General features: G+C 34.1%; 15 protein-coding genes. 12 read left to right on the forward strand and 3 right to left on the reverse strand.

Translation table 11 applies throughout. The features are described from left to right. Positions 1–133 precede the first annotated feature (133 nt). The 12 genes from ACZIYX_RS05255 to ACZIYX_RS05310 all read left to right on the forward strand — a co-directional run bounded on the left by ACZIYX_RS05255 (position 134) and on the right by ACZIYX_RS05310 (position 13679). Positions 134–1678 carry a cytochrome c/ABC transporter substrate-binding protein gene (locus tag ACZIYX_RS05255; RefSeq protein WP_462681154.1) on the forward strand — a complete coding sequence of 515 codons (1545 nt, stop codon included), beginning with the start codon at positions 134–136 and terminating at the stop codon, positions 1676–1678. A gap of 1 nt (position 1679) precedes the next feature. Beyond that, positions 1680–3143: a type I 3-dehydroquinate dehydratase gene (locus tag ACZIYX_RS05260; RefSeq protein ID WP_462681155.1), complete on the forward strand. Its 1464-nt coding sequence runs from the start codon at positions 1680–1682 to the stop codon at positions 3141–3143. Next, complete coding sequence (locus tag ACZIYX_RS05265; RefSeq protein WP_462681156.1) at positions 3144–3557, forward strand: hypothetical protein; 414 nt, start codon at positions 3144–3146, stop codon at positions 3555–3557. It begins immediately after the preceding gene. 19 nt (positions 3558–3576) lie between these two features. Further along, the gene (locus ACZIYX_RS05270; RefSeq protein ID WP_462681157.1) at positions 3577–3954 is read left to right on the forward strand and encodes a hypothetical protein; all 378 of its coding nucleotides are present in this window, start codon (positions 3577–3579) and stop codon (positions 3952–3954) included. Positions 3955–3957: 3 nt separating this feature from the next. After that, entirely contained in the window at positions 3958–5154 is a 1197-nt protein-coding gene (locus tag ACZIYX_RS05275) for an acyl-CoA dehydrogenase family protein (protein ID WP_462681158.1), read from the forward strand. Between the two features lie 8 nt (positions 5155–5162). Beyond that, positions 5163–6665: an arsenate reductase/protein-tyrosine-phosphatase family protein gene (locus ACZIYX_RS05280; RefSeq protein WP_462681159.1), complete on the forward strand. Its 1503-nt coding sequence runs from the start codon at positions 5163–5165 to the stop codon at positions 6663–6665. 60 nt (positions 6666–6725) lie between these two features. After that, positions 6726–8312 (forward strand): glycosyltransferase, encoded by a 1587-nt coding sequence (locus tag ACZIYX_RS05285; RefSeq protein WP_462681160.1) that lies wholly within the window; start codon positions 6726–6728, stop codon positions 8310–8312. Positions 8313–8558: 246 nt separating this feature from the next. After that, on the forward strand, positions 8559–9509 hold the full coding sequence (locus ACZIYX_RS05290; protein ID WP_462681161.1) for a hypothetical protein: 951 nt from the start codon (positions 8559–8561) through the stop codon (positions 9507–9509). 116 nt (positions 9510–9625) lie between these two features. After that, positions 9626–10540 carry a hypothetical protein gene (locus tag ACZIYX_RS05295; RefSeq protein ID WP_462681162.1) on the forward strand — a complete coding sequence of 305 codons (915 nt, stop codon included), beginning with the start codon at positions 9626–9628 and terminating at the stop codon, positions 10538–10540. Between the two features lie 85 nt (positions 10541–10625). After that, positions 10626–11612 carry a glycosyltransferase family 4 protein gene (locus ACZIYX_RS05300; RefSeq protein WP_462681163.1) on the forward strand — a complete coding sequence of 329 codons (987 nt, stop codon included), beginning with the start codon at positions 10626–10628 and terminating at the stop codon, positions 11610–11612. A gap of 325 nt (positions 11613–11937) precedes the next feature. After that, on the forward strand, positions 11938–12963 hold the full coding sequence (locus ACZIYX_RS05305; RefSeq protein ID WP_462681164.1) for a capsular polysaccharide export protein, LipB/KpsS family: 1026 nt from the start codon (positions 11938–11940) through the stop codon (positions 12961–12963). Between the two features lie 164 nt (positions 12964–13127). Then, a complete protein-coding gene (locus ACZIYX_RS05310; RefSeq protein WP_462681165.1) occupies positions 13128–13679 on the forward strand; it encodes an NADPH-dependent FMN reductase in 552 nt (183 codons plus the stop codon). A 195-nt stretch (positions 13680–13874) separates the two neighbouring features. On the opposite strand, the gene ACZIYX_RS05315 is transcribed toward ACZIYX_RS05310, so the two are convergent. From ACZIYX_RS05315 to ACZIYX_RS05325, 3 genes are all read right to left on the reverse strand, one after another. Continuing rightward, entirely contained in the window at positions 13875–14330 is a 456-nt protein-coding gene (locus tag ACZIYX_RS05315) for a hypothetical protein (protein ID WP_462681166.1), read from the reverse strand. Positions 14331–14384: 54 nt separating this feature from the next. Beyond that, positions 14385–18044, reverse strand: coding sequence for a T9SS type A sorting domain-containing protein (locus tag ACZIYX_RS05320; RefSeq protein ID WP_462681167.1), 3660 nt, complete (start codon positions 18042–18044; stop codon positions 14385–14387). Positions 18045–18130: 86 nt separating this feature from the next. After that, positions 18131–18499 carry a hypothetical protein gene (locus ACZIYX_RS05325; RefSeq protein WP_462681168.1) on the reverse strand — a complete coding sequence of 123 codons (369 nt, stop codon included), beginning with the start codon at positions 18497–18499 and terminating at the stop codon, positions 18131–18133. Positions 18500–19039 lie beyond the last annotated feature (540 nt).

The raw sequence follows: 19039 nt of genomic DNA on the forward strand, positions 1-19039 counted from the left end.
CTAACAAACCGTAAACAAAGGGGTTAAATTTATTAATAAGAAGACAATGTACCTGCTTGAAAAGACAGGATTATACAAGCCTACAACCCTTTACAAGATTTACCTACAGAGTAATCATTAAAATTTAAAACAAGTGAAACAAATAACCTTTTTATTTTTTGTATTACTGTTTTTTGGGTTTACAACCATTAAAAACTCCACTATCCCTGTTACAGATGGAGGATTGACCATACAACAAAAAGCCGGAAAGAATATATATACCAAAGGTATTGGCGGGTCTGATATAAAAATCATGGCAGAGATGTCGGGAGTACAAGTTCCCGCTACAATAATGCCATGTATTAATTGTCATAGAGCAGATGGCACAGGAAATCCCGAAGGAGGAATTGTACCATCTAACATTACCTGGCTCGAATTGACAAAAAAATATGGCGGAAAACGTTTAGACAGTAAAAAAAGACCCCCATATACAAAGCAATCACTAAGAAAAGTAATTACTACCGGTATTGATTCGGGTGGAAATCAACTAAATTCTACAATGCCTAAATACAATATGAGTAGAACAGACCTAGACAATCTTATCGAATACATAAAGATTCTGGGGACAGATAAGGAAATAGGTATCACTGGTTCAAGTATTAGAATTGGGATTGTTCTTCCAGAAAATCATTCTATAGCTATTAGTAAAAATGCGGCTGTAAAAAAACTTATCAATGCATATTGTAATGACATAAATAAAAAAGGAGGAATATATAATCGAAATATTGTTCCTCTTTTTTTTAGTGCAGATGAGATACAAAAAAGAAATGATTTTTTTATGGTCTTAGGATTTGGCGATAAAACAATAGTAAAAAATGTAAAACAAAAATCCATTCCGGCACTTTTATCATTTTCTGAAGAAAAAACACCTAACGGGCTTCATAATCCATATATTTTTTATGCATTTCCCAGTCTAACGGCGCAGAGTTTATCATTAGTTGATTTTTCAAAACAGAAGGAACTCTCAAAAAAAGGAACAAAAGCTACTATAATATACCATAACGACTCTACCAGAAAAAGCATTGCAAAGGAAGTAGCAGCATATCACTTTCAGAATTTTGACAAACATCCCAATATTATATCCATAAACGATAGTAACATACAAGAAACAGCAGATAATGCAGATATAGTAACCAACGGGCTTGTTTATTATATAGGTCCTAATGATATAGGAAATAAATTACTCTTAGCCCTTGACAAAACTAATAAATCACCATACATCCTGTTGCCCGGAAGTCTCTCGGGAGTAGACATATTTAATATGCCTTCTTCTTTTAATAACAAAGTTTTTATAGGATATCCAACATGGATTACAGAACAAACAAATCAAGGTATACAAGTATATAGGGATTTGATGGAAAATTATAATCTGGATCAAAAATGGAAACGTAATCAGCTGGATATGCTGGCTATACTATTAACAACCGAAGAATGTCTGAAACGAACCGGAAGAGATCTTAGCAGAAGTCATTTTATGGAAACGATGGAAGGGTTATTCGAATACTCCAATGGATTAGGACCATCAATTACATATAACCTTAACCGCCGTGTAGGAAATTCTAATATGTACATAATAGGGTTTAATACATCCGAAAGGAAAATGAAACTAATAACAACCGTACATAGCACAGAGCAATAATATGAAGGGAAAAGTCAATATTGTTACTACAATTACCAGTCAGAGCCAGTTAGAAGAACTGAAAAACTTGCCATTTTCAGTAGGGCTTCTTGAACTAAGAGCAGATCTCTTACAAGCAATAGATATCACAAAATACAGTATCCATCTGCCCGTAGTATATGTACTGAGGAGCAAGGACGAAGGAGGCAAATTTAACGGCTCCATAAAAGAGAGGCATCAGCTTCTGATAAAAGCATCGTATCAATTCGATTTTGTAGAGCTCGAAGCTGAACGTGATCTAACAAGTGAGCTATTAGCTATAATTCCTGTAGAAAAAAGAAGGATCTCCTGGCTTGGAATACCCGAAAGTTATTCTTCGCTTCTTAATCGCCTAAAAAAGTATCTGCAAGTACCCGCAGATATTTATAAAATTGTCACAACCATCACTAATCATAGTGATGCAATACCAATAATGCGTGTATTAAAAACAATAAATACTAAAAAAGTGGTTGGATATGCCGTTGGAGAAACAGCAGAATGGACACAAATTCTTGCTCCCTTTTTGGGATCTCCAGAAGTTCATTCTATTATGGAGCATCGGGAAAAATCAGAACCTTATTTTTCGCCTGTGCAATTAATAGAAGATTATGGCTTACCTGCTGTATATCCTCTGGAACAACTATTTGGAATCGTAGGTAACCCAGTATTAGGCTCCATTTCACCCAATCAGCATAATGCTGCTTATCGAGAATTAGGTCTGCCTTATCTATACCTTCCATTCCAAACAGAGGACTTTTCATCCTTTATGAATGAAATTATGGAGAATCCATCCATACCCGTTCCTTTATCCGGATTAACAGTAGTAGCTCCGTTTAAGAGAGAAGGGTATATGGCTTCAAAATATAAAGAAGAAGAAGATAATAACAAGGCATCCGGAGTCTGCAACGGTATGATCAGAAAAAAACAAGAGTGGTTAAGTTTTAGTACAGATGCACTAGGAGCCCTGGAGGCATTAAATCATACTGTAAGTGATTGGTATCAAAAAAGTATTGCCATTATAGGTTGTGGAGGAACGGGAAGAACCATTGCTGCTTCATTGAAAAAGTACACTTCGGATATTACATTGGTAAATAGAACTCTTGCAAAAGGTATAGAAATTGCCTCAGTTATAAGATTGCCATTTATAACGTTACAGGAATTTGACGCTGGAAATTTTGATATCATCATTCACGCAACACCTTTAGGTAAAAATCAAGAAGAAACTCCCTTTAAACTAACCAATTTAAAACCTGATAGCATTGTCATTGATCACGTATATTCTTTACGTAAAGAAACAGCTCTTGTACGATACTGCAGATTGTGTAATATCAAAGTAATTGACGGAATCGAAATAGCCCGTCTGCAAATAAAACAACAGTTCAAATCCTTAACTGGGGTGGAAAAACCTATTATAAAAACAACAAATCAAAATCTTAAAATAAACTAAATGCAAACAACAGATTTAGCCTATACAAAAAAGGATGATATCGTATCTGAGTTCTATCATGAATGGGGAAGTGATATGAAAGCATTACTAGGTTCCTGGAAAAATGTAAATCCCAAAACCGGGCAAATTGCTCGTGTAGAAGTTCTTTTAAATGATAACAACATATCATTACACTGCTTTGGAAAGTTGGAACAAGGAGAAAAGGATTGGGGAATTGCTCCCTGTGAGTTATTTAGTTCTAATGTTGGATCTCCCGAAATAGAAGGATTTATGTGTAATTACGATTTTGAGTTTATGAAAATCAGTATGGCAGGTAATATGAAATATGGAGTCATGGTTATTCAAGCTTACAATACTTTCAGCGATGGAAGCAATCGTAATAACTATTTCTCTCGTGAATTTTTTTGTAGATAATAATCCCTAAAAACTAATCATGGAACTAAAAGAACAAAAACATAGAATGGATCTCTCTTATTACATCGGTACCTGGGATAATCCCTACGAAAAAGCCAGGCTAATTGATTCCTTTACTTTTTACGAAACAGATGGAGAATTACGTATGACAATTAAAAATTCTGCTGCAAGCTTCTATCAGGAAGATTGGGGCATAGGCTCGGTTAAAGCTCATGCGTATGCTCCCGATCTTCATAATGTAGTTGCTTTTCAAGCTCACTTTTTTAAAGAAGATATAGAAATGTTTTTAGCCATTAATGAGAATAAAGGATTACTGGTGATTGCGGCATATATAACTTTTAAAAATAACGATGAAAAATCGGACTGCTTTGTTCGGGAGTTCTTCCATAAACAATAAAAGATGAGACAAAAACTAAAGATAAAACCAATAGATCAATTTAGTCTCCTTAAAAAATTGACAAGCGAAGAATTTGCTCCACGCGCTAAACAATACGATACCACCTATTCATTTCCTAAAGAAAACTTTGAAGCTTTATTCCGTACAGGTCTTAATGCTCCAACAATTTCTACAGAATTTGGTGGTTTGGGACTAGGAAATAATCGAAAAAATATCCGCGATCTCTGGACAATGACTACCGAGATTGCAAAAGCTGATATGGCTACCGCACGTTGTTGGGAAGGGCATGCTAATGCATTAATGCTACTGGACAACTTAGGAACCTATATACAAAAAGAAAAATGGTTTGCAGGTGTAGTCAATAAAGGAGATATCTGGACGGTATGGAGCGGAGAACCACTATTGAAAACCCCAGGACAGACTAAAAAAATCGGAACTACGATCACAAAAACTAATGACGGATATGTTATCAATGGATCCAAAGTATTCTGTTCCAGCGCATCTGGCGCTACTTGGGCGAACTTATTAGTTAATTTAGAAGGATCAGGGGGGGCTCGTCATACTCATGGCTCTCCAGAATCAGTAATTATGCTGGCTTGTAATCTTTCTGACCCTTCTGTGACTTTTGATGATTCCTGGTGGAAACCTATGGGTATGCGTGGATCAGTAAGTTATAAGGTGAATTTTGATAATACATTGATTCCTTTCGAAAATCAAATTGGTACACCCGGACAGTTTTTATTACAAGAATGGCAAACACGCTGGATTCCTCAGTACGCCGCTACTTTTTTAGGAGGTGCAGAAGCTGCCTATACATATACCATCTCTCATATAGAAAAACAACAAAGACAGAACGATCCTTTTATTCAACATCGAATAGGAAAAATGGCTATTAATATCCAATCTGCCAGGATGTGGTTGGATCATGCAGCAAGGTTATGGAATGAAAACAAAATAAATGAAGCGCAATCTGCTGGTAATATGGTGCGATACCAAGTAGAGCAATTAGCGTGTCAAACAGTAGACCACGCAATCCATGCTTGTGGAGCCAGATCACTAATTCAACCAAGTCCTTTAGAACGAATCTCCAGAGATCTTACCTTATATACCAGACATGATAATGATGACCAACTATTGGCTACTATAGGAAAATCTTTATTAGGCGAATCACACGATCGATCATTTTTTAAAACCAAATAATATAAAACATGGAAAAACCTATACCTAAACAAAAATTAAGTATTTGGGCTCTAGCACTCGGATATTTTGCCTTTTATGTACCATATAGCGGAATGACCAAGATCTTATCCAAAGGATTGTTTTCTGAAACAGCAACATCAATTTCGGGATTTACATTACTACCTATGGTACTTTTAGGAACAGTAATAGGTTTTTTGTTCATATTATTGATTACAGGTTGGTGGAAACAAGCCGGAACCTTAAAAATTCTAGGAATAAAAATTCCATTTGCTTCCAGCAAATACACTTTTTTCTCTGGTATTGCTACAGCTGTTATTATAGCTACTACTACCCTAGCTTATAGTTTTACAGGTATTTCTATTGTATTTGCCGCATTATTAATGAGAGGAGGCGTTCTTATAATGGCTCCATTTATTGATACCGTTTATGGCAGAAAAATACATTGGTATTCATGGATTGCCTTTGGCCTTACCCTGTTTTCCTTATTAATAGTATTTTCAGAAAAGGTAGGATACAATATCGGACTTATTGCAGGTATAAATATTGCTGCATACCTGTCAGGCTATTTTTTTAGGTTACAGTTTATGACCTATACAGCTAAATCCAATGACACTTCTAATACCTACAAATATTTTGTAGAAGAAATGCTGTCTGCTATGACTGTTATTTTATGTATTCCTTTACTTCTGGCCCTTATTGGTCAGGGAGAATTTATGCTCCTATTAAGAGCAGGCTACACTACATTTCTTAGTTCTGGATTACTTATTCCTGCATTATTAATAGGTCTACTATATGCAGGTCTTTATATTTTTGGTTCACGTATCTATCTTAATAATCGCGAGAATACTTTTTGTATCCCTATCAATCGTTGTGCAAGCCTACTAGCTGGAGTAACCGCAGCTGTTATATTATCAATTGCGTTTGAAGGAAGCTTTTATACCAATACCCAACTTACTGGAGCACTCCTGTTATTGATGGCAATTGGTATACTTAGTGCTCCAAAAATCATTAAAATTATACGTAAAGAATCCGGAGTCAAACAACGGGTATATATGTTTATCTGCCCCGGTAATACCGGTAGGTCTCCCATGGCACAAACTATTTGTATGAATAAAATGATGAGTCTGTTACGATCAGAAGGAGAATTTACTTCTCCCACTAATATAAAAATTCTGAGTGCTGGTATTACCGCAGAAGAAGGTGTTTCTATGAGTCAAGATGCTCGTTTAGCTTTAGAACATTTACAAATGAAGATATTACCTCATAGTTCTCGTAAACTAAGAAAAGATGATATCTCCCTGGTAGATAAAATTTGGTGTATGTCATCCAATCACAAACAATCAATTTTAGAAAAATTCCCAGAAGCTACGGGAAAAGTATATTGTCTGGATGTAAAAGATCAGATTCCTGTACCTCATGGTCGCGGAGTTAGAGCCTATATAGAATGTGCTCGAAAACTAGAATCACTAATCGACGGACTCATTAACAAAAAAGAAATCGAAATTTCCTAATTCAACTCATTTTATGCATTGGAACTTCGAAATGAGGGATTTAACATAATGCCATTATCTATGAAGAATAACTATTTAATTTCGGTAATTATACCTACCTATAATCGTGGATTTATTATCCAAGAAGCACTAGACAGTATTTTTAATCAGGGTATTTCGGATCTTCAAGTAATTGTAATAGATGATGGTTCTACAGATAATACCAAAGAAGTACTTGCAGGATATCTAGAGCAAATTACATACGTATATCAGGAAAACCAGGGACAATCTGTAGCCAGAAATGTAGGAATAGAACTAGCACAAGGAACATATATCTGTTTTCTGGATTCTGATGATATATTTGTAGAAGGTGCATTCAAAAAGAAATTAGCATTGTTTGAGCAATATCCAGAAGTAGAAACTATTATTTCGGATGCTAAATTTTGGTTATTTAATAAAGCAACAGAAGAATCAGGACTACACCCTGAATTAAAATCTTGTTCTAAACCTACCTTGCTTTCAGAATTTCCTACCTACTGGCATTTAGGAATTATAGCGGCGACTTGTTGTCATATTATTAAAACAGAAGTTCTTGATTCTATAAAAACTCCATTCTTTGATCCTTCTATATCAAGTTGGGAAGATTGGGATTTTTTTTCAAAAGTATACTTTCATTCTACCACATTGGTATTTCCCGAAGTAACGGCGTATGTAAGGCGTTTTAATGATAACACCCGAAAAAAAAGACATATTCCAGGCATCAAGCTTACTGAAACGCAAGAAGTTGCTATGCACAAAAATAGAGATATTGTAGCCAAAAAAGTAGCTGTATTGGCTATTCAAAATCAAGAAGAGTTATCAACTACAAAAACATCTTTTTCTGATTCTTATAATCAGAATGGTTTTTATGCTCCTATACAATTATTATCACCTATAGAACTGCTTTATTATCGCAGATCATTTCAGAAATTAAAAAAAATATTGGGAGATAATATAAAGCATACCCAAATGGTTCAGTTACACTTACATTTTTCTTGGGCATATAAACTAGTCTTACATCCTCTGATTCTTGAGCATCTAGTGCCAATTCTTGGTCCTAATATCTTAGTGCATGGATCCACTCTTTTTTATAAAAAACCAAATAATGAAAAATATGTTTCTTGGCATCAAGATGGATATTTCATGAAATTTTCTTCGCCTAAATATGTAACAGCCTGGGTAGCTTTTGAAGATAGCACTCCAGAAAATGGGTGCTTACAAGTAATTCCTAATTCACATCATACGGTTTATAAACATGAATCCATACCTAATAAAAATACGGTACTTCCCTCTGGTTTAACAATTGTTGAAAATTTTGATGAACAAAATGCCATTAACCTAACATTAAAAGCAGGAGAAATGTCATTACATCATGTAAATATCATTCATGGATCACAGGCTAATACCTCGGATAAACCCAGAATAGGGTTTGCCATCCGGTATATTGCTGCAGAAGTTACACAAGAATTATATCATCATGAAGTAGTCCTAGCGAAAGGTGAATATCATGGAAACCACTATAAATTATTAAGTCATCCTCCAGAAAATAATGATGAACTTTCTATTGCAAATCAAAAAAGAGCACACGAGGTATACTCATTAAAAAGAAATGCCTGTCTGCTCAAATGAAACTTATTTCATAAGTTTTTATAAAGGAGTAAATCCAGTTATACCATTTTAACTTTGAAATAGTGCGTATAGAAATTGAATTTATTTTTTAAGTATTCAAGGCAAAAAGCTTGTGCCAGACTTGATCTGGTATCAAGCATAGCTGTAGTTACGGTTATATTTTTAACGAAGAACAGATGAAAAAGAAATAATTTATTAGTGCTATTTCAAAGTTAAAATAGTATTACTTAATATATCAATAAAAGAATGCATAACATAACTATTAGAAGAGATGCGATATTATACAATACAACTGTAATTAAGAAACGAGCGGTATGGATTTTTGATAACTCTTTCAAAATTCCAACACTTTTATCCGTAGCAAGTTTTAGAGAATATTTAGATATTCCTATAACTCTGATTTATATTGGTATTCCTGATTCAGAATTGATTGATAGTTTCAAAAATTTAGGAGATGATATCGAATTCATTTGCAAACATGTAGCTTCTCATACTAATAAAAGACGCGCAGAACGCCATAGAATCAATCGGTTTACACGCATGGAAGTCATGCGTACATGGCCAAACGAACAAGTTATTCTACTAGATGGAGATCTCATCTTCTCCAATCGGATTAAGCAATTAACTGAATTTATTGATATTCGTTTCAAGAATACAAATAAACCAATGGTTTGGGGAGTTACAGAAAAAGATAGAAGACGAAGGTTTTTTACCGTTAAAATTGATGAGATGGGTAATCGTTTCCATTCTAATGAGGACGAAATACATCAATGTCTCAATGATGTATATGGCGATAACTGGAAAAAAAGACTTAGCGGAGTCCAATATAATAATGGCATGCTCATCTTATATAATTGTGCTCAATTAGCCGATGCATGGCAAAAAAATTATCTAAAAGGATTAGAACATCCGTCTGTAAATCATGAAGATGATCAGTTACCACTATTTGTAGCTATGTTCGATTTAAATGCAGAAACATTAGAAATGGATCCAACCTTTAACTCTCTGGGCAAATTATCTGGTACCTATGCCACATATCATGCCTGGGCTGGCTCCTGGAAAAATGAGCTTAAAAAAATAGAAAATAAAGAAGAAAATCTTGAGGATTACGGTCATATTGCGCTAAAATTTTATGATAAACTACCCCAATCCTGGGTACTGAAGATGCCGTTGAATGAGTCCAATTACTCGGGGTAGATTTATCTCTAGCAGCACGCTTTCGAGTCATGTATTTCCTCGATATAGAACGTAAAAACATTATAGGCTTCTCAATAACATTAAAAAACAGATACTTTTAAAATTAAAAGAAAAACATGAACAACTGTATTGGAACTTGGATTATAAATAAGAATTATTTAGTCCCGGGATATGTGTCGATAGCAAGTTTTAGAAAACAAACAGATATTCCTATCGTTATATATCACGACGAGAGTTTAACCGAAGAGATTAAGCAAGTTTTTACTAGTATGGGGCCGAACATTTCTTTTCGGGCTCCTAAGCAGAAGAAAAAAAACAACAACTCTTTTTCAGAGCATATACACAATCGATTAATCCGTATGGAAATCGTTGAAGAATATAGCAATCAATCAGTGCTACTTATTGATGCTGATACAGCTTTTAGTACAGGTACCCAAAAAATGATACAATCAATTGCTGATACACAACAGTTAGATGCTAACAAACCGTTGATATGGGGAGTTATTGAATATGAACATGCAGCCGATGCGTGGTTATATTTTAAAAAAACACACATTTCAGGAACCGTAGACAAAACTCCTTTATCTAAAAAACAAGAGGTATTTGCAGAAATATTCGGATCAAACTGGAAAGAACTGACACAATTTCCCCAATTTAATAATGGCCTTTTGGCATTTTATAATTGTAAAAAACTTGCTGCTGCATGGAAAGGATTATATTGTAAAGGATTAGAAAATGAGTATATCAATCCCTTAGATGACCAAGTTCCACTAGCTGTAGCCATTGCCACTCTAACGCATGAAACAGTCCTATGGCCACTAAAATATAACTCGCTCGGAAAATCTTCTGGAGATTTTTCTATGTATCACGTATGGGCAGGAAATTGGAAAAAAGAACTGCTTATGGTAGAAGCAGCTAGTCCATATCTATCTGATTATGGAAAGATCGCTAAGGAATTTTGGAAAGACATTCCTCGAGAATGGATTTCTCTCTTTGTACAAGATTGTGTTTCAACTGCTGCGTCTTTATAAATTTTCTATGATATCAACAGTTAATCTACCTCACATAATACAAGGTAAAATGAATTTAACAAATTTTATTATATAAAAATAAAAAATGCAAGAATGTATAATAAACGTATATGCTACATCAGGTACTAGTCCCTGGCTTTTTGATGACCTAAAAACTCATTTCAAAAAACTAAATTTAAAAAATATTAGCATTATCACCAGTGAGTACCCAGATCATAGTGCAGATGCCTGGATTGCGATAAGAACAGCTGAAGCTGCGCTATCTCCAGATATAGCAAAAACAGTAGCCTGTATTCATGATCTCTATGAACACGATGATATGTATAATCCGGGTGGAGTACGTGCTATTGTAAAAAAAGTAAAAGGACTTGTACTTTGCCATCCATATCAAAAAAAAATTCTGCAGCAGGCAGGGATTTCTTTAGCACATAAAATAATATTGGAAAGACCAATTGGAGCTTTATCAAATTTTTCTCCGGGAAATGTTATGCCTCAAAAATTTACAATAGCCTGGGTAGGAAGAAATCATTGGAGAAAGCGTATTAACTGGTTCGTTGAAGCAATACAAAAGTTAACACTACCAAAAAATCAGTTTAAGATTCTATTACTAGGTAAAGGAATTGAGGAAAATGGCAAACTATTACAATCTTTAGGATTCGATTGTGAAATATATCCAAAAGACAAGTATCCAATAGCAACATATCCAGATTTATATCGTAAAATGCACTGTCTGATCATAACAAGTAGTACGGAAGCAGGCCCTCTCACCCTTTTTGAATCTTTAGCCTCCGGAAATCCGGTAATTTCAACTAAAGTGGGATGGGCTCCTATAATAGATATTCAAGAAACTGAAGCTATCACCTTAGTAGATACTCCTCAAGAAATTAGTATGGCAATACAACAATTATATACAAAAATGCAGGCTAACTTCTACAACCGACATAAAATTAGTAAACTCATGGGCTCTTTTACACTAGAAAGTTGGGTTAGAGATGTAACAGAACTAGCTACTTCTTTGGTAACAGAGATAGAAGTGATACCTTTAGAACGTAAATTCGATCTAAGGTTTTGATTAAAAAAACAACGTATTCTCGATACATTTTCTCCTCTTTACAAGCCAAGAAAACACTCGTATGGTCGTTATTTTATTGCATCGAACTTAGGTTTATAAAAGAATAACCTGAATTTTATACATATAGCTAAATTAATATGAAATGGCATAAAAGATTTATAAAGGAAAAAATTGAAGTTCAAGGCAAAAAACGCAGTCATAGCAGAGCTATGACGAGTATTTTTAACGTAGAAATTCGATTTTTTACTAGAAAGATTAATGTTATTTTATGTTGATTTAGCTATATAATGATAATAAGTCGTATAAAGCATAATTAATAGAACCTATGAAGCATGTTTTTATAAAATATTACAGATCGTTTATTTCGCATAACAAAAAAACTTTGGGCGATGATGATTGGGCTACTTTTGAAACCATGCTGAAACATTGCTTACAAGAATTAAACTTTGGCTTCAATAAAAAAATAATCCCTTTCTCTGAAGAGACAAAGTCAGATATAATTATCAGTGCTCATCATAGTAAACAAACAGATGCTGAATCTGACATTTTTTATAAACAAATGCATTTAAGTCATTTATTTACTATTGACACTAATGGATGGGGACCTCAACATTCAGCTATGCAAAGTATTCCTCCTTTTCATACTACAGATAAAAAGAAAGCAATTCAATTTTGCAAAAACCTAAGTTTGGACTTTCTAACTAAAGGATATTCCAAGCAAAAACAACCTCCTATAAATTCTCTTCCTTTTACTCCTGATAATTTTATTTTTGTCCCACTACAACGACCAACAGATGTAATGATTAAACAAAATTCTCCTATTGAGGTATCTGATTTTATTACCCTGTTGAGTACTTGGGCAGAAGCGAATCATCGACATATAGTGTTTAAGTTACACCCCGGTAACTTTCTGGACCCAGAAATTGTAAAACAGGCTCACAAATCATGTAAAGGTCGTAAGTACGTACATTTATTAGATGGCAATATTCATGAGTTGATAAAAAAAAGCAGAGGAGTGATGTGTATAAATTCTGGAACAGGTTTCGAAAGCCTCATTCATGGTAAACCCGTCGTTACTTTTGGACAATGCGATTATAAATGGGTCACCTTTAATGCTAATGAAACGTTATTAGAAGAAGCTAACCGATATATTGATACTTATACTGATATTAACCGTGAAATAGCTTACCAATTGGTATACTATTATTACCATCATCACGCATATTCTATAAAAAAAGAAGAACAATCGAGATCTGCCGAAAGATTACTAAATTATTTAAAAATGACTTTTGATACATTAATTTTTATTGAAGAAACGCCTGAGGTTATAGACCAGAATAATAGCAATTAAAAAAACTTTATCAAAAACAGAGAATGAAACAAATGACAAGAAATTTTAATCCCCCTATTTTTTTGAAATAATTTTTAAATCCCTTAATTAAGAGAACAAAGCGGTTACATGCATGCTTCAAAATATGATAAAATGTATACCAATAACTACTAAATTATAAACCTGTGAAAAAAGTCATTGTTTTATCCGGATCTATAAGAGAAGGAAGAAAAAGTCATTTTGTAGCTCAATTCATCAATAAAAAACTACAAGAAACAAATCAAATAAATGCTACACTTCTTGATTTAAAAGAGTACCCCTTCCCTATTATGGAAACGAGGATGAATGAAACAGATGCCCCACCAGAAAGATTAGGGGAATTTAGTACCCTATTATCCCAATCCGACGGAATCATAATTGTAAGTCCCGAATATAAAAACGGAATTCCGGGAGCATTAAAAAATGCTTTGGATTATCTCGATCCCCAAATTTTTAAACATATTCCGTTAGGAATAGTTACAGTAACATCAGGAGGTTTTGGAGGATTGTACTGCCTATCCCAGTTGCGTTTGGTAGGACTGGCATTAGGAGGTATCCCTATTCCGGAAAAACTTTGTGTTTCTATGATAAATGAAGTATTTGACGCCTTCGGAACTTTGCAAGAACCCTCATTTAATAAAAAGGTAAATGAATTTATAAAAGCCTTTTTATGGTATGTAGAACGTTTTTCTTTTTAAAATATGATAATCAATTAAGAGTAAGTATTTCTTAAGGTTTGTTATTATTTTATAAATCAACAAGCACAGAACAACCTCACAAGGTATGTTTCCTGAAATATATTTTGTTTTCGAAACAAACCTCGGAGAATGAAAATCCTCAATAAAGGATTAAAAAACAATATTATTCTCTTAATAGTAACTTATTATTAGTCTTTAATTTTTTATCTCAAATTGAAGTACTTCATATACGGTAGTACTCATATCCGGACATAGATTTTCTCTAACTTTAAAAAAAACTTCTTCATCCCCGTTCATGTTTTGTTTTAAACTATTAAAATCATTTGCCTGTGAATTCATAATACCAAATGTAATTTCTTGTTCTGGAAAAATCATATTTGTAATCCCAAAACCCGAACTTACAATACGCTTTACTTTTACTTTTGTAGATGTTGTAAAGTTTTTACCACAGACCTCAGAATTTTTATATATATCCTGTACTACTGCAATTAAGGATACTGTATTAGGAGCTATACTAGTGTTTTGAGAATCGCTAAACTTAGGTTTTTCTATCTTAGGTTTCGATTTATTTCCCTCCTTTTCTTGTGCAATACTATTGGATTTACAAGAAAACAAGGCAACCATTATTATTATAAATACTATTTTATCCATACTTAATAATTAAAAAAGGAGATGAAAATTTCATCTCCTTTTTTTGAATAAAAATTATTGTTTTACAATCTTAAATATTTTATTGGTACTATTTCCAGAGATTCTAACAATATACAATCCGGAAGGCATATCTGAAGCGTTCCAGATTAAACCAGAATTAATGTTAATATTAGATTTGGAGTATACCAGATTACCTGTATTATCAAAGATATTTATAGAAGCATTCTCGTTGGATTTTGCTTCTATATCTTTAAAATTAAATGAAAACTGGTCCCGGGAAGGGTTTGGATGTACCAAAGTATTTTTTTCTACCCCAATAATGGTTAATGGCTCTGCAACAACCGGATTTACAGCATCGCCAGTATCAACAACTCCATAAATTTGAAATACCTGATCTAATGGATCTCTGCCAAATGCAACAGAAACTGGAGTCCAGTCTCTAGATCCCGTACCAAATAAATCTAAATCATCTTTAAAATGTGGCTCTTGACCAATACCTCCGTTTTGAGAAGACCAAAACCATTGTGCAGCTCCTGGATTAAACGGCAGATTAACATATACAGATAACCAATACTTACCACTCTCTAATGTTACTCCTTCTGGAAGCATCAAATTTAAGTTAGTATCTGTAGGATCTGATATTGGAGTTATCTCTCCACTATTATAAACCTCATCACCAGGAACTCCTGCATTATCACTATATATTACAACAGTAGCATTAGTTAATGCTGGTGAGTTATTAGCTCCTCCAAAAGCTACAATTCTTTCTAGTGTCCATGTATTTCCATCAGGAACCATAAAATCATCTGCGGATTGTGCCAAACCTCCAAAATCAACAAAAAATTGAGATGGTAAAGAAGACGATGATCCACCAATTTGTTCGTAGATAGCTAATTCTGAAACAGACACTGTAAACCCTTCTGCTACCTGCTCATCCCCAGAAGTGGCAATAAGACCTATGGTAGCGTCTCCCAAACTATCTGCTGCAAAAGACAGTGTAATGGTATTCTCATTTAAAGTGGCAGTTACCAAATCCGGATTAGAATTTGTAAATTCTATATTAATTGGATTACCATTAGATTGAACAAATAAACCTGTTATATCTATTTCTATATTTTCACTATTTTCTGCGACCAAAAGATCATCCAACAAATAAGCAACACTTAGTGATGGTTCTGGTAATTCATTAAATAATGGAAATCTTGCACTATATAATCCATTACCGTGGGCAGCTACAGCTATAAATCCATCTTTACGAGTTTTTACCTCATCGGTTACTGCATTACCTATAGCAAAAGGTTCTTTGATCCAAAGGGTTCTTTCGCCATTTAATCTATTGGTATAATACAATCCCGTACTCGTAGCTGCATATACTTTTTGTAATACAGATCCAAAAAAACCTTGGCTACCTCCAAAAAAAGCAGTGCTTCTTACCGATGGTCCGTTTCCGGTTCCATCAGCATTTTCTTCCAGGTTACCACTTATATTAGTCCAGGTATCTCCACCATTTTCGGTAAGAAATAAACTTATTACTCCATAATTGGAAAAAGTAACAATTACTCTGTCAGAATTAGATGGATCTACATTGATATCATTTACAAAACCAACAGGAAATCCTTTTCCTGTTGATATATCTATTACTTCCTGATTGTCAAGATTAGCATTATCCATTCTATAAATATTCCCTGCACTAGAACCATAATATAATCTGTTTGCTACCGGGTATTTAGAAATATCCAGTGCAGAAATTGTAGTTCCTGCAGGAGTATCTGTATTTGGAAGATTCACCCAATTTACAGTTGCAAAAGCGTTAGAGAAAAGTGGAATTTCGTCCAAATCATTATTTCGCCATATTCTATTACCTGCAGGCAGGTACATTATATTATCATTATTAGGATCTAAAACAAATGGTGTAATAAAAGCAAGGTTATTTGCTCCTGCTGGTCTTACCCTTGTAAAAGATTCAAATTCTCCCGCTGCATCAAAGTTTAATCTGTATACATTTCCCCTTTGTGAGGATACATATCTCGTTCTGCCCCCATCTGCAATAGCATTATAAGATCCATCTCCACCAAAATCTTCGATCCATGGCTCCATTACATTTGTTGAAGAGGTAAACCATGTACCATTATCCTGAAAACCTGCTATTAGGTCATCACTATTTGGTTCTGGATCAAAAGATACGTGATAAGGTTGTGTAGTTACATATCCATTATTCAAAGAAATCCAATCCACAGGTTCTGCACCAGTATTAGTAGCTGTTATATCTTCGGTAACAAATACCCCTCCATCATTACCCGATAAAACTTTATTTGGATTGGATGGATAAAAAAGAAGCGCATGCTGATCCGGATGCTGATCGTTGTATACACTAATATTGTTTAAAGGAGAATACCCTGCAATCCAACTTTCCTGTCCTGCAGGGGTAGTAAATCCTGTGGTGGATCGGTATATGTTAGTTCCTCCTACAAACATTAAATCAGAATTAGCGGGGCTAACTTTAACTATCATATTATATCCCCCCTGAAGATTTAAGTTTCCTACAGCTCCACCAATAGATGTAGGTAAGTTAGCAGTTAAATCGGTATACGTTCCTAGTGTTGCATCATACTTAAATAAGAAAGCTGGTCCGCCAGCACTCAGGTTTTGTGTAAAAAAATATACTATATTTTCATTAGAAGGATCAATCCCCATTACTGTTCTGCCATAATCTGCTGGTAAAAGTTCTGGAGAAATTTCTGTCCAGGTATCCCCGTCGGTAGTGGTAAAATATCCATTATTAGGATTTCCTCCAGAATCAATAGTAGCATAAACCTGACCTGTAGTTGTTACAGCAACCTCTGCAGTATTGTCAAACCCGCCTGCCAATACCTCGGTAAAAGAATTTCCCCCGTCTTGCGATCTGTGTACTCCATTAAAAGTCCCTACATAAATATCTCCGTTTGCTGGATTTACTACAATAGAATTAATGAGATCAAAAGGAGAAAAAGTTTTCACATCGTTATCGTTGGTAGCCTCCAAAAGTTTCCAGGTTATGCCTCCATTAGTAGATTTATAAACTCCTGTTCCTTGAAAAAAAGCTCCCCCTGCGCCTGCAGAATTACCAAAACGCTCTCCAGATCCGTAATACCAAGTATTATGTTTTCCTGGTCTTGGATCTTGAACAATACACGTTATACTAGGAGATTGTCTTCGGGTAGTCACTTTTTTCCAGGATGTTCCTCCGTTGATAGAGCGCCATAATCCTCCTGAGACTCCTCCTGCAAGAATTACATTTTCGTTAGTACGATCAATTGCTAATGCTCTTGTTCTTCCTCCTACATTATAAGGCCCCCTGTTTTCCCAATATGAAAAACGACTTGCTTTTGAAGACTTTGATGCTCTGGTAATAGATTGTTTTGAATCGTTTCCTGTTGCAATTTTATTAGAAAATTTAAGCTCTTCATTTCTAATATCTGCAGGAATTTGATTTGTGTTAGGATCTTTGAGTCGTTCAAACTCATATTTCATTCTTTCTACAGCATTATCCCCAAATTTTAACATTTGAGTAGCGTTGTCATGAAGCTTGGACATTTTATAAAGCTGATGTCCTTTTTTTACTGGCTGTTTTTGATCTGCCTGTGTTTTAAGCTGTTGAGAATTTACCGAAATAACAGTTCCCACTAAGGAAACCACCCAAACAGAATGTTTGAGATAGGATAATAGTGTTTTCATTTTTTAAGCTGATTTGTGAATAATCACTAAAATTAACTTAAAAAAAATTTTTTTTTCTTAAAATTAATAAAAAAATGACATATATGTTATTTTTTTATTAATAAAATTTCTATGCTTTTTGTGATAACATGGCAGGCATCCTTGGTTACAATTACCGGATCGCTGGTGGTTTGAATATAATTATCCTTATTAACCACAACTGTATAAGTTCCGGTTCTTTCGTAAGCACCGATAAAAATATTTGTTCCCAATATGTTCTCAAGGGTTTCTTTGTATTGATTGTCTACAACCATAACTGTAACATCTTGTACCAAAAACATATTATCTTTTGTGTCCTTAACTGTTACTTCTATACCTGGTCTGGCCTCTTCTGTGCACAATACAGGATCTTGGGTCTTATCATCATCATTACAAGCCCAAAAAAATAATAAAAAGAGTATAAATGCTTTTTTCATGTATTTTTTAACTTTATTTCGATAGCTTTTATTGTTAGGCTGGCTATTTATCTGAACTTTTGTTTCTGATCTAATTTTATAATCTGCTCTTTATTTGTTAAGATGCTTTTTAAATCACATGGTTGCTTCACATAAATAAATAACTATTATATCAATTTACCTTTTAAATGGTATTAAACCAGATTGAATTATGCAATAGAAAATCTATTACACCTTTAATTTACTGCAAATACAACCGCGTTACACTTGATTTTTTAATTTAACCATAGCCCTTCGATAAACTCAGGGTAAACTGCTATGCTAAAATTAAGAAAATCATTGCATTTATGGTATCTCAAAGTCTCATGACGAAGTTCTGTTGCATAATCCGGGCAATGTCGTTTAGTTAAGAGTTTAAACTATGGATTTAAAGCTTGCTAATGGTGGATTCCAGTACCGTTCTAACGGGATGACAAATTACCAGAATAACAAAATAACCAAAATATAATGCTTTCTGCTTGTCATCCTATGTTTGTATAGGGTTTAAATTTCAATAATGAT

This window comes from Aquimarina sp. (assembly GCF_977115655.1).

Bases quoted from the DNA above. Each gene is read 5' to 3' on its own strand.
- ACZIYX_RS05270 (WP_462681157.1), top strand. From the start codon at position 3,577: ATGGAACTAAAAGAACAAAAACATAGAATGGATCTCTCTTATTACATC.
- ACZIYX_RS05320 (WP_462681167.1), bottom strand. From the start codon at position 18,044: ATGAAAACACTATTATCCTATCTCAAACATTCTGTTTGGGTGGTTTCC.
- ACZIYX_RS05300 (WP_462681163.1), top strand. From the start codon at position 10,626: ATGCAAGAATGTATAATAAACGTATATGCTACATCAGGTACTAGTCCC.
- ACZIYX_RS05280 (WP_462681159.1), top strand. From the start codon at position 5,163: ATGGAAAAACCTATACCTAAACAAAAATTAAGTATTTGGGCTCTAGCA.
- ACZIYX_RS05275 (WP_462681158.1), top strand. From the start codon at position 3,958: ATGAGACAAAAACTAAAGATAAAACCAATAGATCAATTTAGTCTCCTT.
- ACZIYX_RS05305 (WP_462681164.1), top strand. From the start codon at position 11,938: ATGAAGCATGTTTTTATAAAATATTACAGATCGTTTATTTCGCATAAC.
- ACZIYX_RS05260 (WP_462681155.1), top strand. From the start codon at position 1,680: ATGAAGGGAAAAGTCAATATTGTTACTACAATTACCAGTCAGAGCCAG.
- ACZIYX_RS05285 (WP_462681160.1), top strand. From the start codon at position 6,726: ATGAAGAATAACTATTTAATTTCGGTAATTATACCTACCTATAATCGT.
- ACZIYX_RS05290 (WP_462681161.1), top strand. From the start codon at position 8,559: ATGCATAACATAACTATTAGAAGAGATGCGATATTATACAATACAACT.
- ACZIYX_RS05325 (WP_462681168.1), bottom strand. From the start codon at position 18,499: ATGAAAAAAGCATTTATACTCTTTTTATTATTTTTTTGGGCTTGTAAT.
- ACZIYX_RS05315 (WP_462681166.1), bottom strand. From the start codon at position 14,330: ATGGATAAAATAGTATTTATAATAATAATGGTTGCCTTGTTTTCTTGT.
- ACZIYX_RS05265 (WP_462681156.1), top strand. From the start codon at position 3,144: ATGCAAACAACAGATTTAGCCTATACAAAAAAGGATGATATCGTATCT.
- ACZIYX_RS05295 (WP_462681162.1), top strand. From the start codon at position 9,626: ATGAACAACTGTATTGGAACTTGGATTATAAATAAGAATTATTTAGTC.